Origin of the sequence: Microbacterium sp. NPDC077391, from assembly GCF_040686955.1 — a bacterium.
Lineage (GTDB): Bacteria > Actinomycetota > Actinomycetes > Actinomycetales > Microbacteriaceae > Microbacterium > Microbacterium commune.
Map to the genome: position 1 here is coordinate 730064 of NZ_JBFBMI010000001.1, position 20956 is coordinate 751019.

At 70.1% G+C, this 20956-nt stretch carries 22 protein-coding genes and 1 tRNA gene; 17 read left to right on the forward strand and 6 right to left on the reverse strand.

Features of this window, described 5'->3' with window-relative positions; translation table 11 throughout:
• Positions 1 to 74 precede the first annotated feature (74 nt).
• From AB0O65_RS03275 to AB0O65_RS03315, 9 genes are all read left to right on the forward strand, one after another.
• Complete coding sequence (locus AB0O65_RS03275; protein WP_071644572.1) at positions 75 to 425, forward strand: GntR family transcriptional regulator; 351 nt, start codon at positions 75 to 77, stop codon at positions 423 to 425.
• The gene (locus AB0O65_RS03280; protein WP_363383044.1) at positions 422 to 1444 is read left to right on the forward strand and encodes a DUF1648 domain-containing protein; all 1023 of its coding nucleotides are present in this window, start codon (positions 422 to 424) and stop codon (positions 1442 to 1444) included. The genes AB0O65_RS03275 and AB0O65_RS03280 overlap by 4 nt, the downstream gene beginning before the upstream one ends.
• 16 nt (positions 1445 to 1460) lie before the next feature.
• A complete protein-coding gene (locus AB0O65_RS03285; protein ID WP_363383047.1) occupies positions 1461 to 2426 on the forward strand; it encodes a CPBP family intramembrane glutamic endopeptidase in 966 nt (321 codons plus the stop codon).
• Between the two features lie 31 nt (positions 2427 to 2457).
• Positions 2458 to 3120 (forward strand): O-methyltransferase, encoded by a 663-nt coding sequence (locus tag AB0O65_RS03290; protein WP_191711942.1) that lies wholly within the window; start codon positions 2458 to 2460, stop codon positions 3118 to 3120.
• Between the two features lie 97 nt (positions 3121 to 3217).
• On the forward strand, positions 3218 to 4498 hold the full coding sequence (gene eno / locus AB0O65_RS03295) for a phosphopyruvate hydratase (protein WP_313477621.1): 1281 nt from the start codon (positions 3218 to 3220) through the stop codon (positions 4496 to 4498).
• Positions 4499 to 4540: 42 nt separating this feature from the next.
• Positions 4541 to 5062: a septum formation initiator family protein gene (locus AB0O65_RS03300; RefSeq protein WP_191711941.1), complete on the forward strand. Its 522-nt coding sequence runs from the start codon at positions 4541 to 4543 to the stop codon at positions 5060 to 5062.
• Positions 5063 to 5096: 34 nt separating this feature from the next.
• Complete coding sequence (locus AB0O65_RS03305; protein WP_071644578.1) at positions 5097 to 5630, forward strand: DUF501 domain-containing protein; 534 nt, start codon at positions 5097 to 5099, stop codon at positions 5628 to 5630.
• A complete protein-coding gene (locus AB0O65_RS03310) occupies positions 5627 to 6997 on the forward strand; it encodes a S8 family serine peptidase (RefSeq protein WP_363383051.1) in 1371 nt (456 codons plus the stop codon). Before AB0O65_RS03305 ends, AB0O65_RS03310 begins: the two co-directional genes overlap by 4 nt.
• 20 nt (positions 6998 to 7017) lie before the next feature.
• Positions 7018 to 8541, forward strand: a complete 1524-nt coding sequence (locus AB0O65_RS03315) for an FAD-dependent oxidoreductase (RefSeq protein WP_363383054.1) — start codon at positions 7018 to 7020, stop codon at positions 8539 to 8541.
• A 71-nt stretch (positions 8542 to 8612) separates the two neighbouring features.
• On the opposite strand, the gene AB0O65_RS03320 is transcribed toward AB0O65_RS03315, so the two are convergent.
• A tRNA-Leu gene (locus AB0O65_RS03320) sits at positions 8613 to 8685 on the reverse strand.
• Positions 8686 to 8731: 46 nt separating this feature from the next.
• On the opposite strand from AB0O65_RS03320, the gene AB0O65_RS03325 reads away from it, so the two are divergent.
• The 3 genes from AB0O65_RS03325 (at position 8732) to AB0O65_RS03335 (ending at position 11920) form a co-directional block, all read left to right on the forward strand.
• Entirely contained in the window at positions 8732 to 9970 is a 1239-nt protein-coding gene (locus AB0O65_RS03325) for an amino acid deaminase/aldolase (protein ID WP_363383057.1), read from the forward strand.
• A complete protein-coding gene (locus AB0O65_RS03330) occupies positions 9967 to 11280 on the forward strand; it encodes a D-arabinono-1,4-lactone oxidase (RefSeq protein WP_363383060.1) in 1314 nt (437 codons plus the stop codon). Before AB0O65_RS03325 ends, AB0O65_RS03330 begins: the two co-directional genes overlap by 4 nt.
• A gap of 73 nt (positions 11281 to 11353) precedes the next feature.
• Positions 11354 to 11920: a LemA family protein gene (locus tag AB0O65_RS03335; RefSeq protein WP_363383062.1), complete on the forward strand. Its 567-nt coding sequence runs from the start codon at positions 11354 to 11356 to the stop codon at positions 11918 to 11920.
• Between the two features lie 42 nt (positions 11921 to 11962).
• On the opposite strand, the gene AB0O65_RS03340 is transcribed toward AB0O65_RS03335, so the two are convergent.
• The gene (locus tag AB0O65_RS03340) at positions 11963 to 13225 is read right to left on the reverse strand and encodes a crosslink repair DNA glycosylase YcaQ family protein (protein ID WP_313477631.1); all 1263 of its coding nucleotides are present in this window, start codon (positions 13223 to 13225) and stop codon (positions 11963 to 11965) included.
• Positions 13226 to 13294: 69 nt separating this feature from the next.
• On the opposite strand from AB0O65_RS03340, the gene AB0O65_RS03345 reads away from it, so the two are divergent.
• The gene (locus tag AB0O65_RS03345; RefSeq protein WP_071644585.1) at positions 13295 to 14494 is read left to right on the forward strand and encodes an AI-2E family transporter; all 1200 of its coding nucleotides are present in this window, start codon (positions 13295 to 13297) and stop codon (positions 14492 to 14494) included.
• Positions 14491 to 15738 (forward strand): threonine ammonia-lyase, encoded by a 1248-nt coding sequence (gene ilvA, locus AB0O65_RS03350; protein WP_071644586.1) that lies wholly within the window; start codon positions 14491 to 14493, stop codon positions 15736 to 15738. Before AB0O65_RS03345 ends, ilvA begins: the two co-directional genes overlap by 4 nt.
• Positions 15739 to 15800: 62 nt before the next feature.
• On the opposite strand, the gene greA is transcribed toward ilvA, so the two are convergent.
• Both greA and AB0O65_RS03360 read right to left on the reverse strand, forming a co-directional pair.
• A complete protein-coding gene (gene greA / locus AB0O65_RS03355; protein WP_071644622.1) occupies positions 15801 to 16289 on the reverse strand; it encodes a transcription elongation factor GreA in 489 nt (162 codons plus the stop codon).
• Between the two features lie 121 nt (positions 16290 to 16410).
• Entirely contained in the window at positions 16411 to 16797 is a 387-nt protein-coding gene (locus AB0O65_RS03360) for a DUF4307 domain-containing protein (RefSeq protein WP_363383067.1), read from the reverse strand.
• A 71-nt stretch (positions 16798 to 16868) separates the two neighbouring features.
• Here AB0O65_RS03360 and AB0O65_RS03365 point away from each other — a divergent pair, with 71 nt between their 5' ends.
• Positions 16869 to 17114 (forward strand): hypothetical protein, encoded by a 246-nt coding sequence (locus tag AB0O65_RS03365; protein ID WP_071644588.1) that lies wholly within the window; start codon positions 16869 to 16871, stop codon positions 17112 to 17114.
• A 12-nt stretch (positions 17115 to 17126) separates the two neighbouring features.
• Here the strand turns inward: AB0O65_RS03365 and AB0O65_RS03370 are convergent, their stop codons facing one another.
• On the reverse strand, positions 17127 to 17600 hold the full coding sequence (locus AB0O65_RS03370) for an S-ribosylhomocysteine lyase (RefSeq protein ID WP_071644589.1): 474 nt from the start codon (positions 17598 to 17600) through the stop codon (positions 17127 to 17129).
• A gap of 43 nt (positions 17601 to 17643) precedes the next feature.
• The gene (locus tag AB0O65_RS03375) at positions 17644 to 18330 is read right to left on the reverse strand and encodes a hemolysin III family protein (RefSeq protein WP_363383525.1); all 687 of its coding nucleotides are present in this window, start codon (positions 18328 to 18330) and stop codon (positions 17644 to 17646) included.
• A gap of 141 nt (positions 18331 to 18471) precedes the next feature.
• On the opposite strand from AB0O65_RS03375, the gene AB0O65_RS03380 reads away from it, so the two are divergent.
• Positions 18472 to 19251, forward strand: a complete 780-nt coding sequence (locus AB0O65_RS03380; protein ID WP_071644623.1) for an isoprenyl transferase — start codon at positions 18472 to 18474, stop codon at positions 19249 to 19251.
• Positions 19252 to 19573: 322 nt separating this feature from the next.
• Positions 19574 to 20881 carry a PhoH family protein gene (locus tag AB0O65_RS03385; protein WP_256221143.1) on the forward strand — a complete coding sequence of 436 codons (1308 nt, stop codon included), beginning with the start codon at positions 19574 to 19576 and terminating at the stop codon, positions 20879 to 20881.
• Positions 20882 to 20956 lie beyond the last annotated feature (75 nt).

Consider the following 20956-nt stretch of genomic DNA (forward strand, 5'->3'; position numbering starts at 1 on the left):
TCGATCGCGGACCGGAAGTTCTACTTGCCCTAGTTGATCTAGTGTGAATAGAATAATGCGAAAGGGAGGTGCACATGCTCATCCGAGTCGACCCCGACAGCCCTCGCCCGCTGTTCGAGCAGATCGCCGCATCGGTGCGCGGGGAGGTGCTCGCCGGGCGCCTGGGCCCCGGCGACCGGCTGCCCGCCGCGCGCGACCTGGCCGATGCGATCGAGGTGAATGTGCACACGGCGCTTCGCGCCTACCAGGAGCTGCGCGACGAGGGCCTCGTCGAGCTGCGCCGGGGGCGGGGTGCGATGATCTCCGCCTCGGCCGCGCCGCTCGCCGAACTCGCCGGCGAGATCACGGCGCTCGTGCGCCGCGGCGCCGATCTCGGTGTCGCCCCTGCCACCCTCGCCGCACTCATCAAGGAGATGGAATCATGACCACACCCGGCACGCAGATCGACGCCGCCGCCGACGTGCGGCGAGCCCGACGGGCTCTCACCGTCGTCGGCCTCGTCATCCCGGCCGTCTTCACCGCGGTCGCGGTCGCGCTGATCGCCGTCTGGATGCCCGAGCTGCCCGACCCCGCGGCGACCCACTGGGGAGCCGGCGGCGTCGACGGGTACGGACCGCCCGTGACCTACCTCTGGCTCGCCATCGGCATCGGACTCGGCCTTCCGCTGCTGTTGGTGACGGTCACGCTCACCATGGCGCGACAGCAGTGGGGTGTGACAGCACGGTTCCTGGGAGCGCTCGCGCTCGGGCTCTCGGGCTTCAGCGCCGTGACGACGACCGGGTCGACGTGGATGCAGCGTGGCCTGTCCGACGCCGCCGATGCGACCGACGTGCTGCCCGTGCTCGTCGGCGCGTTCTGCGCTCTGCTCATCCTCTCCGCCGCGGGCTGGGTGCTGCAGCCCGACGTCGAGGCGACCGGGCCCGTGACGCTGAAGACCACGCGTCTGCCGTCGATCTCTGCGGGGGAGCGGGTGGTCTGGATGGGCACGGCGAGGATGGCGCGCGGCGGCCTCCTGATCGTCGGGTTCGCCTGCGTCGTCCTGATCGGGGTGACCGCGGTGATGCTGCTGCAGGCGCCCGGGAGCGCGTGGATATCGCTGCTCGTGCTGGCCGTGGTCGGTCTCGCCCTCGCGGCGACGGCATCGTTCCGCGTGCGCGTCGGCGCGGACGGGCTGCACGTGCGCTCCCAGCTGGGATTCCCGCGGCTGCACGTGCCGCTCGACGAGATCACCGGCGTGCGCGCGATCGAATGCCACCCCTTCGCCGAGTTCGGCGGCACGGGGTGGCGGGTCGGTCTCGACGGCCGCACCGGTATCGTGCTGCGCACCGGACCCGCGATCGAGGTCGACCGCCGAGGCGCGGGCGCGGTCGTGATCACCGTCGACGGTGCCGAGACGGCCGCGGCGACCCTGCAGGCGCACCTCGAGCGCCGAGCAGAGGCCTGAGCGGAGGAGCATCGAGATGACGGATCAGCCGACCGACCGGATGCCCGAGGTGGGCCGCACGGCCATCGTCGCGTTCATCGTGCTCGCGCTCGGACTGGCGTGGGCTGTGGCACTGCCGCTGTGGCTGGGCGGCGGCCTCGCGTCGCCGCTCGCCGGGCTGCTGCTGCCGCTGATAATGTACACGCCCGCGGCCGCGGTGCTCGGGGTGCTGCTCGTGCTCCGGCCCGTGCCACGCGGCCGGCGACTCCGCCTCCTCGGCATGTGGCCGCTGCGCCCGGCGAGACGCGTGGTGGGCATGAGCATCATCGCACTGTTCGGCACGATCGGGGTGGTGGCGCTCTCCCTCGCCGTCGCCGTCGTCTGCGGCTGGATCACGCTCGATCTCGTGACGTTCTCGGGATTCGCGGAGGTGCTGCAATCAGGTCCCGCCGGAGCGGCCGCACTTCCGCCCGTCGGCCTGCTCGTCATCGCGCAGCTGCTGGCGATGCCCGTCGCCGCGGCCACCGTGAACGCCGTCGCCGCGTTCGGCGAGGAGATCGGCTGGCGCGGGTTCCTCCTTCCGGCCCTGCGTCGGTACGGCACCTGGCCCGCCCTGCTCATCAGCGGCGCCGTGTGGGGGATCTGGCACGCGCCGATCATCCTGCTCGGGTACAACTTCGCGCGCACCGACATCACCGGAGTGCTGCTGATGACCACCGGATGCCTGGCATGGGGAGTGCTGCTGGGCTGGCTGCGTCTGCGGTCCGGGTCGGTGTGGCCGCCCGTCTTCGCGCACGGCGCCCTCAACGCGGCAGCCGGCCTGCCCACCCTGCTGTTCGCTGCCGGCACCCGTCCCGATCCGGCGCTCGCGTCCGTGCTGGGCGCGTCGGGGTGGATCGCATGCGCTCTGGTGGCCGTCGTGCTGCTGGTCACGGGTCAGTTCCGCCGGCAGCCGGCTCTCGCGACACCGCCCTCCGGGCCGGCCGCCGCGTCGCGCCCTTGACCTCGGCGCGCACGGCGACTTGGCTGGGGGCATGGTCGAATCCACCCCGCACGCCTGGCGCGCCGCCGACGAGTACCTCTCCGACCTGCTCGTCGGGCGCGACCCCGCCCTGGAGCGCGCTCTGTCTGCGCAGCAGGCGGCGGGCATGCCCGACATCGAGGTCGCACCGGTCGCGGGCAAGCTGCTGAATCTGCTGGTGCGGATGAGCGGCGCACGGCGCGTGCTCGAGGTCGGCACGCTCGGCGGGTACTCGACCATCTGGATGGCCCGGGCCGTGGGCGACCAGGGTCGGGTGGTCACGATCGAGGCCGAACACGTCAACGCCGCGGTCGCGCGCGCCAGCATCGACGCCGCCGGTGTCGGCGATCGCGTCGACATCCGCGTGGGGCGTGGCGAGGACGTGCTGCCCACGCTCGTCGGCGGCTTCGATCTCGTGTTCATCGACGCCGACAAGGAATCCAACACGCTCTACCTCGACTGGGCGGCGCGACTCGGGCATCCGGGCACTGTCGTCATCCTCGACAACATCGGCCGCGACGGCGAGATCGTAGACGCCGAGACCGCCGACTCGAAGGTCATCGGCACGCAGCAGGCGCTCCGGATGCTGGCCGAGGACCCCCGCTTCGACGCGACCGCGCTGCAGACCGTGGGCGTCAAGGGATGGGACGGCGTGGCGCTCGCGCTGATCGTCTGACATCCGCCCGAGGGGCGAGGACGGGCACGGCTAGACTGAAGCGCGGATCGACGTCGCTCCACCACCACCCTTCCCTCCCTTTCGAAGGAGCACTTCTGTGGCACTGATCGAGGCTGTAGGCGCACGCGAGATTCTCGACTCGCGCGGAAACCCGACCGTCGAGGTGGAGGTGCTCCTCGATGACGGTGTCGTCCAGCGCGCCGCCGTCCCCTCCGGCGCATCCACCGGAGCGTTCGAGGCGTACGAGCTGCGCGACGGAGACAAGGGCCGCTACGGCGGAAAGGGCGTCCTGAAGGCCGTCGAGGCCGTCATCGACGAGCTCGGCCCCGCCATCGAGGGCGTCGAGGCGAGCGAGCAGCGCATCGTCGACGAGATCCTGAACCAGGTCGACGGCACCGACAACAAGAAGCGCGTCGGCGCCAACGCCATCCTCGGCGTCAGCCTGGCCGTGGCCAAGGCCGCCGCCGACTCGGCCGACCTGCCGCTGTTCCGCTACCTGGGCGGCCCCAACGCGCACCTGCTGCCCGTCCCGCTGTTCAACGTCATCAACGGCGGCGAGCACGCCGACAACGGCATCGACATGCAGGAGTTCTTCCTCGCGCCGATCGGCGCCGACACCTACTCCGAGTCGCTGCGCTGGGGCGTCGAGACCTACCACGTGCTGCGCAGCGAGCTGAAGGCCGCCGGCTACGCCACCGGTCTCGGCGACGAGGGCGGCTTCGCCCCCGACCTGCCCAGCAACCGCGAGGGCCTCGAGTTCCTCATCAAGGCGATCGAGAAGGCCGGCTTCACCCCCGGCAAGGACATCGCGCTCGGCCTCGACGTCGCCGCGACGGAGTTCTTCAGCGACGGCGTCTACCGCCTCGACAACAAGGACTGGACCGGCCCCGAGCTGATCGAGTACTACCAGGGCCTCGTCGCGGACTTCCCGATCGTCACGATCGAGGATGCCCTCGCCGAAGACGACTGGGACAACTGGAAGCTGCTCACCGAGGCCCTCGGCAGCAAGGTGCAGCTGGTCGGCGACGACCTGTTCGTCACGAACCCCGAGCGCCTCGGCGACGGCATCAAGCGCGGTGTCGCCAACTCGCTGCTCGTGAAGGTCAACCAGATCGGCACCCTGACCGAGACCTTCGACGCGGTCAGCCTCGCGCAGCGCTCGGGCTACACGGCCATGCTCTCGCACCGTTCGGGCGAGACCGAGGACACCACGATCGCCGATCTGGCCGTCGCGACCAACGCGGGTCAGATCAAGACCGGTGCGCCCGCACGCAGCGAGCGCGTCGCGAAGTACAATCAGCTTCTGCGCATCGAAGAGGATCTGGGCGACGCCGCGGTCTTCGCGGGTGCGTCGGCCTTCCCGCGCTTCCAGGCGTGAGCCGGAGCGCGCGCTGATCTGAACGGACGAAGGAGGAGGAGCATGGCCAGACGACCCGCTCCTCCTCCTTCGGCGTCCGTGCCCGCGTCGTCACCCTCCTCGCGCGCGTCCGGCGGACGCACGGTCGATGTGAGGGAGTGGGCGAGCGGCATCCGCCTGTCGGGTTTCGCCGTGATCATGCTCTCGCTGGTCGTGCTCGGCACCTGGGTGCTCGTGCCGACCATCGGCACCTATCTCGGCCAGAAGCAGAAGATCGCCGCGCTCGAGCACTCGGTGCAGGTGACCGAGGAGCAGATCGCCGATCTCGAGCGCGAACGCGATCGATGGGACGACCCGGCGTACATCACCACCCAGGCGCGTGAGCGGCTGTACTACGTCAAGCCCGGCGAGGTCGTCTACCTCGTCGACGACGATCTGGATCCCGCCGACCTGCCGCCCGAGCAGCAGGAGGTCAGCGCCCAGCTCGAGGAGCGCCCGGCCGACTGGATGCCGCAGCTGCTGCGCGGGCTGACCTCCGCAGGGCTCGCGAAGACGGCCGTCGAGGCGCCGACTCCGCAGGGCTGAGGTCTGTCACAGTGACCTCCCGTACCCTGGTGGGGTGACGACACCTCCCTTCCCGACGCCCACCGCTGCAGAGATCGATGTGGTCTCGAGTCAGCTGGGCCGTGCCGCCCGCGGCGTCATCGGCATCGCCGCGCGCTGCGTCTGCGGCAACCCGACCGTGGTGGCCACGGCGCCCCGTCTCGACGACGGAACGCCCTTCCCGACGTTCTACTACCTGACGCACCCTGCGGCGACCGCCGCGATGTCGACCCTCGAGGCGACGCAGGTGATGCCCGAGCTGGCTCGGATGCTCGAGGAGGACGACGACGTCGCCGCAGCCTACGGCCGCGCGCACGAGGCGTACCTCGCCGACCGCGCGCAGTTCGGCGAGGTGCCCGAGATCGACGGCATCTCGGCCGGGGGGATGCCGACGCGCGTGAAGTGTCTGCACGCTCTCGCCGGGCACGCTCTGGCCGCGGGGCCGGGTGTGAACCCGGTGGGGGATGCCGCGCTGGAGCGCTCCTCCTGGTCGCCCGAGCGATGCGCGTGCGTCGACCCCGGCGCCGCGTTGGCGGACCGCGCGTCATGACGGCCGCTCGGATGCTGCGTGGCGTCGCTGTGACAGCGGCGATCGCGGCATCCGCGGTGTTCGCGGCCGTGCCCGCACCCGCCTCCGCCGCCTCGGCGACGTCGACGTCGACGTTGCAGGTGCCCACGGAGACGGCGACGCCCGCCGCGCCACCGATCCCCGACGACCCGAACGACCCCGCCCGGGCGATGGAGTACTGGCTCGACGGTGCTGGGATCCGGCAGGCCTGGAACGTGACCAGGGGCAAGGGCGTGAAGATCGCGGTCATCGACACCGGCATCGGCAAGCCGCCGGTGATCTTCGACGGCGCGGTGGCCGACGGCACCGACGTGTCCGGCGTCGGCAGTGCGGACGGGCGCACCCCGGTCGGCGTGCGCGATCCCAACCACGGCTCGTGGGTCGCCTCCCTCGCCGCCGGACGCGGGAACCCCGACGGCACCGGGATGATCGGCGTCGCACCGGAGGCACAGCTGCTGTCGGTCTCGCTCGGCTTCCCCGGCTCCGCGTCGACGAAGCCGTTCGTCGACCAGGTGGTCGAGGCGATGAAGTGGGCCGTCGACCACGACGCCGACGTCATCAACCTCTCCTTCACCACCAACACCCTCGACTGGGATCGCAGCTGGGACGAGGCGTTCCTGTACGCGTTCGAGCATGACGTCGTGGTGATCGTCGCCGCCGGCAACCGCGGCAGCGGCACCTCGATGATCGGCGCGCCTGCCACGATTCCGGGTGTGCTGACCGTCGGCGGCGTCGACCAGACCGGGGTCGCCAGCCGCGGCGCATCCACCCAGGGCATCACGATCGGCATCTCGGCGCCGAGCGAGTCGCTGCTGGGCGTCTCGGCCGACGGCACCCTGCGGTCGTGGGACGGCACGAGCGGGGCCGCCCCGATCGTCGCGGGTGCTGCCGCGCTGGTGCGCGCAGCGCATCCCGATCTGGATGCGGCCAACGTCATCAACCGCCTGATCAGGACTGCGCAGCCCGTGCCCGACATGGCGCGCACCCCCGACCCGCTCTACGGCTACGGTCTGCTCGATGCCGAGGCCGCGGTCACGGCATCCATTCCCCGCGTCTCGAGCAATCCGATGGGCGACCTGAAGGAGTGGATCCGGGTCTACCGCCGTGCCGATGCTCCCGAGCAGCCGGTGCCAGAGCAGCCCGCGACCCCGGTCGCCGTGCCGCCGCTCCCGCCGGTCGAACGGTCCGTCGAGGCCGCGTCGCCGCTGCTCCCGACCGAGGAGTCGCTGCGATACGGTACCCTGCCGCTGTTGGCCCTCACGGTGCCTGGTATCCTGGTAGCGCTTGGCGTCACCGCAGCTGCCCGGCGCATCCGATCGGAGCGCGGTAGACGCACTCCCACACCCTGACGACGAGGAGTTGTCCCCCTGTGCCTCAGAACAGCACTGCACCCCGCATTCTGATTGTCGGTGGAGGGTACGCCGGTTTCTACACCGCCTGGAAGCTCGAAAAGCACCTTCGCAAGGGCGAGGCGGACGTGACGATGGTGGACCCGCTGCCGTACATGACGTACCAGCCGTTCCTGCCCGAGGTCGCAGCCGGATCGATCGAGCCGCGTCACGCGGTCGTCACGCACCGTCGTCACCTCAAGACGACCAACGTGATCACCGCCAAGGTGACGGGCATCGACCACGCCAACAAGGTCGCCACGATCACCCCGCCGGTCGGCGAGCCGTACGAGTTCGCGTACGACCAGATCGTCGTCACCGCCGGTGCCGTGTCGCGCACCTTCCCGATCCCGGGGATCGCCGACAACGCGATCGGCCTCAAGACCATCGAGGAGGCCGTCGCCGTGCGCGACCGCCTGCTGTCGAACTTCGACAAGGCCGCGGCCATCCCGGCCGGCCCCGAGCGCGACCGCCTGCTGACCGTCGTGGTCGTCGGCGGCGGCTTCGCCGGCATCGAGGCGTTCGCCGAGCTGCGCTCGTTCGCGTCGTCGCTGATCTCGAAGTACCCGCAGCTGTCGTTCGACGACACGCACTTCCACCTCATCGAGGCGATGGGTCGCATCATGCCCGAGGTCTCGCTCGAGACCAGCAAGTGGGTCATGAAGGACCTCGGCAAGCGCGGCGCGTTCATCCACCTCGACACCCAGGTGACCAGCGCCGTCGACGGCAACGTCGAGCTGTCGACGGGTGAGGTCATCCCCACCGACCTGATCGTGTGGACCGCCGGCGTCATGGCCAACCCGACCGTCGTGCGCGGCGGCGACCTGCCGACCGAGCAGCGCGGACGCATCTCGGCGCAGGCCGACCTGCGCGTCGTCGACGCCGACGGCAACCCCGTCGAGGGCGCGTGGGCGGCCGGCGACGTCGCCGCCGTCCCCGACAAGACCGGTGGCCTTCCCGACGGCACCTGCGTGCCCAACGCGCAGCACGCCGTGCGTCAGGCCAAGCTGCTGGCGAAGAACCTCGTCGCCGTGCTGCGCGGCGAGGGGACGAAGGACTACTTCCACAAGAACCTGGGCGCGGTGGCGGGCCTCGGCCTCTACAACGGCGTCTTCCAGTCCGGCAAGATCGCGCTCAAGGGCTTCATCGCGTGGGTGGCGCACCGTGGCTACCACGGCCTCGCCATGCCGACGTGGGAGCGCAAGTGGCGCGTGCTCTGGGGCTGGTGGAACAACCTGTGGCTGGGACGCGACTTCGCGAACCTCGCCGCCGTGCAGCACCCGCGTGCAGCGTTCGAGGAGTTCGCGGCGCGGCCGCGCCCCGCGGTCGCAGAGGCCGCCGCACCCGCCGCGCAGAAGGGCGCCGCCACGTCGGACGCCGGTAAGCCCGCGAAGGCGGATGCCGTGAAGCCCGCGGCCAAGGCCGACGCAGCCAAGCCCGCGGCGAAGAAGCCCGCGGCGAAGAAGGCTCCGGCGAAGAAGGCGTCTGTCGAGACCAACGCCTGATCCGCAGCACGAGAAGGCCCGTCCGGATCCCGGACGGGCCTTCTTGCTTCTCACCCAGTGGGGTCACTGCGTGCCCCCACTGGGATTCGAACCCAGACTGAAGCGTGTTTAAGACGCCTGCCTCTGCCATTGGGCTATGGGGGCCTGCATTCACCCTATCGACGCGTCACCCGAGTCGTAGGGTGGGGGAGTGCTCGATCTCACCGCAGGCCACGGCCCGGCATCCGATTCCGATGCGCCCTGGCATTCCCCCGACCGCTTCTGGTCAGCGCTGACCGACGCGACCGCGCATCTCCCCGCCCCCGTGGCGGTGATCGAACGCGAGGCGCTCCGACACAACGCGATGGACCTGCTGGTGCGCGCCGGAGGCCTCCCGATCCGGGTCGCGACGAAGTCCGTGCGGGTGCGAGCCGTTCTCGATGCTGTGCTCGAGATCCCCGGCTACCGCGGACTCCTCGCTTTCACCCTCGCGGAGGCGCTCTGGCTGGCCGAGCGCTACGACGACATCGTGCTCGGCTATCCGACGGTCGACCGCGCCGGACTGGCCCGCCTGCTCGCGGACGAGCGCGCGGCGTCACGCATCACCCTGATGGTCGACGACTCCGCCCATCTCGACGTGATCGATTCTGTGGCGGGTCCCACCTCGCGCCCCGAGGTGCGGGTCGCGATCGACGTCGACGCGTCGCTGCGCTCGTCGTCCCTCGGTCATGTCGGCGTGCGCCGGTCTCCGCTGCACTCGGCGGCGCAGGTCGCCGCCTTCGCCCGTGAGATCGTGCGCCGCCCCGGCTTCCGGCTCGTCGGCTTGCAGGTGTACGAGGCGCAGATCGCAGGGCAGGGGGATGCCGCGGGGCCCGACGCCCCGGTGATCCGCATGGTGCAGGCGCGTTCGCGCGACGAGCTGCGCCGGCGCCGCGCCGAGATCGCCGACGCGATGACCCAGATCGCTCCGCTCGAGTTCCTGAACGGGGGTGGGACGGGGTCGCTGGAGTTCACCGGAAGCGATGAGTCGCTGACCGAGGCGACCGCGGGCAGCGGCCTGCTCGCCGGTCACCTCTTCGACGGGTATCGCTCGTTCCAGCCGGCGCCGGCGGCATCCTTCGCCCTCGACGTGGTCCGCAAGCCGACACAGGCCATCGCGACCGTTCTGGGCGGGGGCTGGATCGCGTCGGGTCCTGCCGTGACCTCCCGTCAGCCGCTGCCGGTGTGGCCGTCAGGACTGCGCACGCTCGGCCGAGAGGGCGCGGGGGAGGTGCAGACGCCGCTGCGCGGAGCTGCCGCCGAGGATCTGCGTGTCGGCGATCGGGTCTGGTTCCGGCACGCGAAGAGCGGCGAGCCGGCCGAGCGGATCGATCGGTATCATCTCGTCTCGGACGGCACCGTGGTCGGCGAGCTGCCGACGTATCGCGGCGAAGGGAAGGCGTTGCTATGACCCGACCGGGCGGAACGTGGCAGAACTGGGGTCGCACCGCGCAGGTGCGACCCGTGCGCGTCGAGCGTCCACGCTCGCCCGAGGGCGTGCAGCGGTCGGTGGTGGCAGCAGCCTCCCAGGGGCTCACCGTCAAGGCCGTCGGCGCCGGGCACAGCTTCACCGGGATCGCGGCGGCCCCCGGTGTGCTCCTCGAGCTCGATGATCTGCAGGGGCTGGTCTCGGCCGACCCGCAGACGGGCCGCGTGAGCCTGCTCGCGGGCACGCGCCTGCATCGCATCCCCGCGCTGCTGAAACCGCACGGATTGGCCATGCAGAACCTCGGCGACATCGACCGGCAGTCGATCAGCGGCGCGATCTCGACCGGCACGCACGGCACCGGCGCCCGCTTCGGCGGTATCGGCACCCAGGTGCGCGGACTCACGCTGGTCACCGCGGCCGGCGAGTTCCTGCGCATCGACGAGGAGCACAACAGCGACCTGCTCGAGGGCGCCGTGGTGGGTCTCGGAGCCCTCGGCATCGTCGTCGAGGTCACGCTGCAGTGCGTGCCGGCGTTCGTGATGCACGCGCAGGACGCTCCGCTGCCCCTCGACGAGACGCTCGCATCGCTTGGCGAGCGGGTGGCGGATGCCGATCACTTCGAGTTCTACTGGCATCCGCACACCGACGTCGCACTGACGAAGACGCAGACGCGCCTGCCGGAATCGGCACCGCGGCGTCCCCTCCCGCCCGTGCAGCGCTGGCTCGACGAGAGAGTGCTGGCGAACGGCGTGTTCGGCGCGTTCTGCGCGGTGAGCCGAGTGGTGCCGGCCGTGATCCCGCCGTTCAACCGGCTCGCGGCGAAGGTGACCGGCGATGCCGACTACGCGGATCGATCGCACCGGGTCTTCGTGCACCACCGTGGCGTGCGCTTTCGCGAGATGGAGTACGCCCTGCCGGCCGAGAACGTCGGTTCGGCGTTCGACGAGCTGCGCCGGCTCATCACCGCCCGCGGGTGGCGCATCGAGTTCCCCGTCGAGGTGCGTTTCGCCGCGGCCGACGACCTGTGGCTGTCGACCGCATCCGGCCGCGACAGCGCATACATCGCCGTGCACCGCTACTGGCGGGTCGATCCGCGCGAGTACTTCGACGCCGTCGAGCAGATCATGCTCGACCACGGCGGTCGCCCGCACTGGGGCAAGCTGCACAGCCTGAGCGCCGCGCAGCTGCGTGAGCGCTACCCGAGGTTCGACGACTTCGTCGCCCTGCGCGACCGCCTCGATCCCGACCGGCTGTTCGGCAACCGGCACCTCGAGCGGATCCTCGGGGCCTGAGCCCGGCCTGTCGTCCAGCCGACGCGCAGTGATCCGCGCATAGGATGGATCTCGGTTCAAGAGGGGGCTGTGCATGGAATGGCTGTGGCCGGTACTTATCGTCGTCGGGGTGCTGCTGCTCGTCGGCATCTACCTGTGGTCCACGTACAACTCGCTGGTGCAGCTCAAGATGCGCGTCGACGAGGCGTGGAGTGGAATCGCCGTGCAGCTCAAGCGCCGCGCCGATCTCATCCCCAACCTGATCGAGACCGTGCGCGGCTACGCCGCCCATGAGAAAGAGGTCTTCGAGGGCGTGACCAGGGCGCGAGCCGAGACGCTCGCCGCGTCCGGACCCGCCGAGGCCGGTGTGGCCGAGGGCCACCTGCAGCAGGCGCTGCGCAGCCTGTTCGCGGTCGCCGAGGCGTATCCGCAGCTTCAGGCCAGCCAGAACTACCTGCAGCTGCAGCACTCACTCGTCGACACCGAAGACAAGGTGCAGGCCGCCCGCCGCTTCTACAACGGCGGCGTGCGCGAGCTGAACACCAAGATCAAGGTGTTCCCCAACAATCTCTTCGCCCGTGGCCTCGGCTTCACCGAACGGGAGTTCTTCGAGGTCAACGACGACGGCGCGATCTCCGAACCGCCGCGCGTGCAGTTCTGACGCCATCACCGCCGAACGCCCCGTCACACGCCGGGGCGTTCGTCATTCCCGCGGATGCACGTGTCGTTCGACCGACGTCTCGGCGCCGTGCAGGGCGTGCGCCAGGTCGTTCGCGGCATCGCCCCAGCCCGACACGCTGATCCGCTCGAGACCCTGCCACAGGGCCGCGCGCACCAGCTCCTCGGCCACCCGCTCGGCATCCGCCCTGGGCCGCGCGTGCTGCTCCCACCACGCCGACTGCACGCGCAGGGTCGACGCGAGCCGGTCGGCCTTCAGATCCACCCGTCCGACGACGCTGTCGCCGACGAGCATCGGGAGGGAGTAGTAGCCGTAGCGGCGCCGATCCGCGGGAACGTAGATCTCGATGCGGTAGTCGAAGTCGAACACGCGCAGCGCCCGATCCCGAAACCACACCACGGGGTCGAACGGGGTCAGCAGTGCTGACCGATCGATGCGGCGGGGCAGCACCGCGTCTCGATGCCGCCACGCGGGGATCGCCCTGCCCCCGCGCTCCCAGCCGCGTACCGACACCGGCTCCAGCTCGCCCGCGTCGACCAGGTCGGCCACCGCCGCCCGCACCCCCGCCTGATCGCGCAGGCGGTGGTAGTCGTTCAGATCGGCGATCGTCGCGACGCCGTAGGATCGCGCCGCCCGCCGCACCAGTTCGCGCACGGCCGCGTCACGCGGGACGATCACCTCGCGGATCGAGTCGGGAATGATCTGCGACGCCAGACCGTAGCGCCGCTCGAACCCGATGCGGCCGGCGATCGCGACCTCTCCGCAGCGCCAGAGGTGCTCGAGCGCGATCTTCGCCTCGTCCCAGTCCCACCATGAGCCGCGCTCGCGGGGTGCGTCGTCACGCAGATCCGCCGGGCGAAGCGGGCCGCGGGCACGCAGCTCGTCGCGCACCCAGTCGAGGGTGCGGGCGTGCACCCGCCCCCATCCGCCCGGTCGCTCCGCTCGCTCGCGCCATTCCTGCATGCGGAAGCGCCACAGGGCCCAGTCCTCGACCGGCATGAACGTGGCCTCGTGAGCGAGATACTCCACGTAGCGGGTCGTGCGCGAGATGACGGTGCGATCCAGCAGCGCGGGGTCGTACGAGCCCAGCCGGGAGAACATCGGCATGTAGTGCGAACGTGCGAACACGTTGACCGAGTCGATCTGCAGCACGCCGAGCCGCGTCATCGTCCGGTGCAGGTGGTGGGCGCTCACGGCATCCGGTCGACGCCGGGAGAATCCCTGCGCCGCGAGCGTCATCCGCCGCGCCTCGGCGGCGCTGAGGGTGGTCGAGGAGGCAGCCGTCACTGCGCCAGAGTAGCCGCAGGCGCCGACATCGGGTGCGAGGGCGTTTCGCACCGTACGTAGAATTACACAATGAGCGACGACCCCAGGCCGAGGTTCCGCAATCCCTTCCGATATCAGCCGCCCGTGCTCGACCGCACGGTGACCACCACGGCTGACGACGCCGTGCCGGCCCCCCTCCGCGTCACCGCGGCCTACGCCTGGCGCCTGCTGGTCATCGCCGGCCTGATCGCACTGTTCATCTGGCTGGTGATGCTGCTCAAGCTCCTGGTCATCCCCCTCCTGGTCGGCATCCTGATCACCGCGCTGCTGTGGCCGGCTTTCCAGCTCATGCTGCGCGCCCGCTTCCCGCGCTGGCTGGCGATCGCGGTGACCGTTCTGGGGGCGCTGGGTGTGGTCACAGGGCTGTTCTGGCTGGTGATCTGGCAGGTGCGCACTCAGCTTCCCGACGTGCAGGCCAAGACGACGGATGCCATCCAGCAGGTGCGCACGTTCCTGCTCGACGGTCCGCTGCATCTCACGGAAGCGCAGATCGACGGCTACATCCAGCAGGGGATGGGCCTGCTGAACGAGCAGGCCGATCTGCTGCTGAACGGCGCGCTCGCCGTCACCGGAACAGCCGCGCACATCGTCACCGGCGCGCTGCTGTCGCTGTTCATCCTCATCTGCCTGCTCGCCGACGGCGCGGGTATCTGGCGGTGGACGCTCAAGCTGTTCCCGCGAATGGCACGCCCTGCGGCCGATGCGGCGGCCCGCAACGGATGGGCGACGGTGGTCGACTACGCGCGCACGCAGATGTTCGTCGCCGCCATCGACGCGGTGGGCATCGGCGTCGGTGCCGCGCTTCTGGGGGTGCCCATGCCCATCCCCGTCGCCGTGCTCGTCTTCCTCGGGTCGTTCGTGCCCATCGTGGGCGCCGTGGTCACCGGAGCAGTGGCGGTGTTCCTCGCTCTGGTGTACAACGGCCCGGTGGTCGGATTGCTCATGCTCGGCGTGGTGCTGCTGGTGCAGCAGCTCGAGGGTCACATCCTGCAGCCGATCCTGATGGGCTCGGCCGTCAAGGTGCACCCCCTGGCGGTGGTGCTCGTGGTGGCGGGTGGAGCGATGATCGCGGGCATCCCGGGAGCGCTGTTCGCGGTTCCGCTGGCCGCATTCGTCAACGTCGCGGCCGTCACCATCGGCTCGGGCGCGTGGCGCACCGGGCGTGAACCCGCACCCGAAGATCTCATCTGGAGCACAGTGCCGCGCGAGCGGCAGAGGAGGAATCGATGACCCTGGTCCCCGGCGTCGCCGCCATCCCGAGCCTTGAGGAGTTCACCGCCGCGGCGGAGAGCCTCTCCGGAGTGATCTCCCGCACCCCGACCGAGCTGTCGCGGGCGCTCGGCGAGATCCTCGGCTCACCCGTGATGCTCAAGATGGAGAACCTGCAGCGAACCGGGTCGTTCAAGATCCGCGGAGCGACCTACCGTCTGTCGCGTCTGACGGAGGAGGAGCGCTCCAGGGGTGTGGTGGCCGCCTCGGCGGGCAACCACGCGCAGGGCGTGGCACTCGCCGCTCAGATGCTGGGCATACCCGCGACGATCTTCATGCCGCTCGGCGTCCCGGTGCCCAAGCTGCTCGCCACCCGGGGCTACGGCGCCGAGGTCGTGCTCGAGGGGGAGACGGTGGCCACCTCGCTGCGCCTCGCGGCGGAGTTCGCCGAGCGCACCGGTGCCGTGCTCATCCACCCTTTCGACCACCGCGACATCGTCGTGGGCCAGGGCACGCTCGGTCTCGAGGTGATCCAGGACGTCCCTGACGTCGACACGGTGATCATGGGCATCGGCGGCGGCGGGCTGATCGCCGGTGTCGCCGCTGCGGTCAAGGCCGCCGCCGCCGCGACCGGTCGCACCGTACGCGTGATCGGCGTGCAGGCCGCGAACGCCGCGGCGGTGCCACCGTCGCTCGAGGCCGGCAGCCCCGTCGAGATCCAGACGCATCCGACGATCGCCGACGGCATCCTCGTCGCGCGACCGGGAGACGTGCCGTTCGAGATCATCCGCGAGCTCGTCGACGAGGTGGTCACGGTCAGCGAGGACGACATCGCCCGCGCCCTCCTCGTGCTCCTCGAGCACGCCAAGGTCGTCGTCGAGCCCGCCGGCGCCGTCGGCGTGGCCGCCATCCTCGCAGGCAAGGTGCGCGACACGGGCGTGACCGTGCCGATCCTCTCGGGCGGCAACATCGATCCGATGCTGCTGCAGCGGGTCGTGGCGCACGGTCTGGCGGCATCCGGTCGATACGCGACCGTGCGCGTACCGCTTCCCGACCGGCCCGGTCAGCTGGCGAAGGTGTCGGATCTGCTCGCGCAGGCCGGGGCCAACGTCATGGAGGTGCTGCACACCCGTCACGGGCACGGTCTGCAGATCAGCGACATGATCCTGCAGCTCTCGATCGAGACCCGCGGACCCGAGCACACCGAGCTCGCGCTCGAGACGCTGCGGCGGGCGGGCTTCGCCCCGGTTGTCGTCCCGGACTGAGCCGCGAAGACGCAGAACGGCGGGACGCCCTGGAGTGTCCCGCCGTTCTGCGTGTGCGGAGATCAGCCGGTGTAGGTCTCGACTCCGGTGATCTCGACGGTGATGGAGCGGCCGTTGGGCGCCTCGTAGCTCGACTTCTCGCCGACCTTGAGGCCGATGATGGCCTGGCCGAGCGGGCTCGCCTCGCTGTACACGTCGAGCTCGCCGCCGGCGGCGATCTCGCGGCTGCCGAGGAGGAAGACCTCCTCATCGCCCGCGACGATCGCCGTGACGACCGTGCCGGGCTCGACGATGCCGCGGCTGGTGGGCGCCTCGCCGACCTTCGCCGTCTTCAGCAGCTGCTGCAGGGTGCGGATGCGCGCCTCCTGCTTGCCCTGTTCGTCCTTCGCGGCGTGATATCCGCCGTTCTCCTTGAGGTCGCCCTCTTCGCGGGCCGCTTCGATGCGGGCGGCGATCTCCTCACGGCCGACCGTCGAGAGGTGCTCGAGCTCTTCGACGAGCCGGTCGTAGGCCTCCTGCGTGAGGAAAGGTACCTGAGCGTCTGTGGACACAGCCTGCTCCTTCGCTGCGGGCCCCTTCAGGGGCTTCGGGGATGTCGGGCCGTCCGGCGACCCGTGGGATATGCAAGACGCCCCGGCGTCGGCCAGGGCGTCGATCATCTTTCGGATGATTCTAGGCGACCCAGCAGGCCTTCACCAAACCGGTGGTCGCCTCGGCGACGGTCGGGATCCTGACGGCGACGCCCTTCGTGTGATGCTCGCCGCCGGGGATCTCGATCAACTTCCAGCCGACCACTCCGAACTCCTCGTCGAGCGCCTCCACCGCGCACGCGACGTCCGCGCCCTGCGGTGCGGTGAACTGGAAACGCAGGTCGACGCTGTGGGCGTCGACCACGGTGAAGCCCAGATCGTCGGCATCCACCGCGCTCATCTGCTGCGCGACGACCGTCCAGCCCAGGGCGACGACGGCGGCCACGGCGGCCGCGCCGAAGACGATCCAGGGGAGGCGTCGCCGGGGCGTGCGACCGTATCGCTCATCGAGCTCGCGTGCGGTGGTCACGTCTCTCCCTGGTGTGGACGGCGGATAGGCTGGACTTCCAGGTTATTCGACCTGCGAGGAGAAGGCGGACCATGATCCTGTTCGGTGAGACAACCCCGATGCCGACGCCGTCGATGACGGTCGACCCAAACTCGGTGACCCCCGGCTTCGCGGGCTTCGCGATCATCGTGATCATCGTCGCGGCCGTGGTGCTGCTGATCTGGGACATGAACCGCCGCATCCGCAAGGTCCGCTACCGCGAAGAGGTGCGCGCAGAGCTGGATGCCGAAGAGGCGGCGCTGCGTGAGCAGGCCGACGGCGACGAGAGCAGCCGCTGAGGTCGGCTCGACTCACACGCCGACGCGCTCGAACGCGTCGAGGCTGATGCCCTGATCGAGGATGGTCTTCGACCACTCCTTCGCGCTGTGCAGACTGTGGTCGCGGTAGTTGCCGCACTCCACGGCCGAGACGCCGGGTACGTCGCTCCACTCGGCCGTGTTCGCGATGAACTCGAGGCCTCCGCGCACCGCCGCGACGACGTCGGCGACCGCGGGCTCGCCCCAGAAGATCGCGTGGAAGCCGGTGCGGCATCCGAACGGCGAGATGTCGATCAGCCCGTCGATGCGGTCGCGGACGACGCTGGCGAGCAGGTGCTCGATGGTGTGCAGACCCGCCGTGGGGATCTCACCCTCGTTCGGCTGCACGAACCGCACGTCGAAGTTCGAGATCGCGTCGCCCTTCGGTCCGTGCTCGACGCTGATGAGGCGCACGTACGGTGCGCTCACGGCGGTGTGGTCCAGGGTGAAGCTCTCTACTTCGGCCATTGTCGCTCCTCTGCTCTGACGCGGAATTCGAGCGTATCCCGCGTCAGCCGCCGAAGCCCAGCGAGGGCGAGAGCGGGTCGAGCGAGATGAGCAGGCACGCGGTCCAGTGACAGAGGAAGGCGAGCACGGTGCAGACGTGGAAGATCTCGTGGAATCCGAAGCGCCCCGGCCAGGGGTTGGGCTTCTTCATCGCGTAGACGATCGCTCCCACCGTGTACAGCAGGCCGCCGACGCAGACGAGCACCATCATGGCCACGCTGGCCTGCAGCAGGTCGCCCATGTACATCACCGCGGCCCAGCCCAGTGCGAGGTACAAGGCGACGTACAGCCATCGAGGCGCGTTGATCCAGAACACGCGGAACAGGATGCCGAGCACCGTCCCGCTCCACACCACGATCAGCAGCACCAGGCCCTTCTGCGGCGGCAGAGCGAGAACGGCCAGGGGCGTGTACGTGCCCGCGATCAGCAGCAGGATGTTGGCGTGATCGATGCGCTTGAGAACAGCCTTCGTCGTGGGACCCCAGTCGAACCGGTGGTAGAGCGCCGAATTGCCGAAGAGGAGCATCGACGTGACCATGAAGACCGCCGCGGCCCACTTGGCAGGCGCCCCCTGGGCGACGGTGATGAGCACGGCGCCGGCGACGATCGCGACAGGGAAGGTGCCGGCGTGGATCCAGCCTCGCCAGGTGGGTCTGACCTCGGTCGCGGCATCGATGGCCGCCGCCTCCATCAGGGGCAGCTCGGGTACATCTGCGTCATCTGAGGGGCGGGTGCTCACCCGCTCACTCTACGTACGCGGGCATGCCGTCGGCGGTACATGTTCCGAGTGCTGCGGCGGGGCCGGGGCGGGTGGCGGTAGCGTAGGCACGTGATTGCACGTGAGAGCTCGGGGCGAGGACCTCTCTATCGGCTCTACGCGAGGCGCCTGAGACGGCGCATCGATGTCGCGAAGGCTCCGCACCACGTCGCCATGATGATCGACGGCAACCGTCGGTGGGCCCGGCAGCTCGGCTTCGACAGCGCGGCCGCCGGCCACCGTGCCGGGGCCGCCAAGATGCGCGAATTCCTCGGATGGTGCGACGACCTCGGGATCGGCGTCGTGTCGCTCTACCTGCTCTCGGCAGACAACCTGCTCAAGCGAGATTCGAAGGAGATCCGCGATCTCATCGAGATCATCGCCGAGCTCGCCGACTCTCTCGCCGAGCATGGCGAATGGCGGGTGCAGCACGTCGGACGCGCCGACATCCTGACGCCCGAGCTGTCGCGGGTGCTGGCGGAGGCGCAGGAGCGCACCAGCGGGCACACCGGGCTGCACGTCAACCTCGCGGTCGGCTACGGGGGACGCAACGAGATCGTCGATGCGGTGCGCAGCATCATCGGCAAGCACGACGCCTCGGGCGGCACCCTCGAGGATCTGGCCGAGCAGCTGACCCCCGAGATGATCGGCGAGCACCTGTACACCGGTGGCCAGCCCGACCCGGATCTGGTCATCCGCACGAGCGGCGAGCAGAGGCTGAGCGACTTCCTGCTGTGGCAGAGCGCGCACAGCGAGTTCTACTTCGTCGAGGCGCTCGGGCCCGACCTGCGGGAGGTCGACTTCCTGCGGGCCATCCGCGATTTCGCCGACCGCGACCGTCGATTCGGACGATGAGCGGGGCGAGGCTCGACAAGCTGGTCGCCGCGCTCGCCGCGCTCGCCGCGCTCGCCGCGCTCGCCGCGCTCGCCGCGCTCGCTGCATTCGGCCGCGCGCCGTTCACCGTCTCTTAGCCGACACGCCATACGCCGTTGCTGTCGCGGCGTCGGCCGCGGAAGTACGTTCATGGCATCGGACACCGTGTCCGGTCGGGTCGGCCTCAAGGATCGCGACTCGTGACCCTGGTCGACTCTCTGCAGAGCCGGGAGCACATCCCGAGTGGGAGTGGATCGTGACCACACGTACAGCACAGCAGCAGTCCACGTCAGCAGCCCGAGCCGTGTCACACGATGACACGGCTCTTCGCACGTATGTGCTCGACACCTCGGTGCTGTTGAGCGATCCGCAGGCTCTGTTCCGTTTCGCGGAGCACTCGATCGTCCTCCCCGTCGTCGTGATCAGCGAGCTGGAGGGCAAGCGTCACGATCCCGAGCTCGGCTACTTCGCCCGACGCGCGCTGCGTCACCTCGACGAGCTGCGCGTCGAGCACGGTCGCCTGGACTTCCCGATCGAGGTGGGCGACGGCGGCACTCTGCGTGTCGAGCTGGGCAATGTCGACATGTCGGTGCTGCCCGCGGGCATCCGGATCAGCGACAACGACAGTCGCATCCTCGCGACCGCCGCGCAGCTCGCCGCCGACGGGCAGGACGTCACAATCGTGTCGAAAGACCTGCCGATGCGCGTGAAGGCCGCATCCCTCGGGCTGGCGGCGGAGGAGTACCTCGCCGAGCAGGCGGTGGATGCCGGATGGACGGGCATCACGACCCTCGACCTCTCGGGCGACGAGATGAGCGACCTGTACGAGAGCGAGGTCGGCCTCAGTGAACAGGTGCGGGGGATGCCCGTGAACACCGGCCTGATCATCCACTCCGAACGAGGTTCGGCGCTGGGTCGTGTCGTGGCCGAGGGCGAGTACCGGCTGGTGCGAGGCGACCGCGAGGTGTTCGGAATGCACGGCCGCTCGGCCGAGCAGCGGATAGCGATCGACCTGCTGCTCGACCCCGAGGTCGGCATCGTGTCGCTGGGTGGGCGTGCCGGCACCGGAAAGTCGGCGCTGGCGCTGTGCGCGGGGCTCGAGGCCGTGCTCGAGCGGCAGCAGCAGAAGAAGATCATCGTGTTCCGCCCGCTGTTCGCCGTCGGCGGGCAGGAGCTCGGGTATCTGCCCGGGGACCAGGGCGAGAAGATGGGCCCGTGGGGTCAGGCGGTGTTCGACACCCTTGGGTCGGTGGTCTCGGGCAACGTGCTGGAGGAGGTCGTGGCGCGCGGGATGCTGGAGGTGCTGCCGCTCACGCACATCCGCGGACGATCGCTGCACGACGCGTTCGTCATCGTCGACGAGGCGCAGTCTCTGGAGCGCAACGTGCTGCTGACCGTGCTGAGCCGGATCGGCCAGAACTCCCGGGTCATCCTCACACACGACGTCGGACAGCGCGACAACCTGCGCGTCGGCCGGTACGACGGCATCGCGAGCGTGATCGAGACGCTGAAGGGGCACGACCTGTTCGGGCACGTCACGCTGCAGCGCTCGGAGCGTTCGGCCATCGCGGCCCTCGTGACCGAGCTGCTGGAGGGCGGCGAGCTGAGCTGACGGGGTCGCCCGCTCGCCGGCGCATTCGTGTCGGGCCGTGACGTCGCGGAGCCTTGACGTTCAGGGGGCCGACAC

Bases quoted from the DNA above. Each gene is read 5' to 3' on its own strand.
- AB0O65_RS03275 (WP_071644572.1), top strand. From the start codon at position 75: ATGCTCATCCGAGTCGACCCCGACAGCCCTCGCCCGCTGTTCGAGCAG.
- AB0O65_RS03280 (WP_363383044.1), top strand. From the start codon at position 422: ATGACCACACCCGGCACGCAGATCGACGCCGCCGCCGACGTGCGGCGA.
- AB0O65_RS03285 (WP_363383047.1), top strand. From the start codon at position 1,461: ATGACGGATCAGCCGACCGACCGGATGCCCGAGGTGGGCCGCACGGCC.
- AB0O65_RS03290 (WP_191711942.1), top strand. From the start codon at position 2,458: ATGGTCGAATCCACCCCGCACGCCTGGCGCGCCGCCGACGAGTACCTC.
- AB0O65_RS03300 (WP_191711941.1), top strand. From the start codon at position 4,541: ATGGCCAGACGACCCGCTCCTCCTCCTTCGGCGTCCGTGCCCGCGTCG.
- AB0O65_RS03310 (WP_363383051.1), top strand. From the start codon at position 5,627: ATGACGGCCGCTCGGATGCTGCGTGGCGTCGCTGTGACAGCGGCGATC.
- AB0O65_RS03330 (WP_363383060.1), top strand. From the start codon at position 9,967: ATGACCCGACCGGGCGGAACGTGGCAGAACTGGGGTCGCACCGCGCAG.
- AB0O65_RS03335 (WP_363383062.1), top strand. From the start codon at position 11,354: ATGGAATGGCTGTGGCCGGTACTTATCGTCGTCGGGGTGCTGCTGCTC.
- AB0O65_RS03345 (WP_071644585.1), top strand. From the start codon at position 13,295: ATGAGCGACGACCCCAGGCCGAGGTTCCGCAATCCCTTCCGATATCAG.
- ilvA (WP_071644586.1), top strand. From the start codon at position 14,491: ATGACCCTGGTCCCCGGCGTCGCCGCCATCCCGAGCCTTGAGGAGTTC.
- AB0O65_RS03365 (WP_071644588.1), top strand. From the start codon at position 16,869: ATGATCCTGTTCGGTGAGACAACCCCGATGCCGACGCCGTCGATGACG.
- AB0O65_RS03370 (WP_071644589.1), bottom strand. From the start codon at position 17,600: ATGGCCGAAGTAGAGAGCTTCACCCTGGACCACACCGCCGTGAGCGCA.
- AB0O65_RS03375 (WP_363383525.1), bottom strand. From the start codon at position 18,330: ATGGAGGCGGCGGCCATCGATGCCGCGACCGAGGTCAGACCCACCTGG.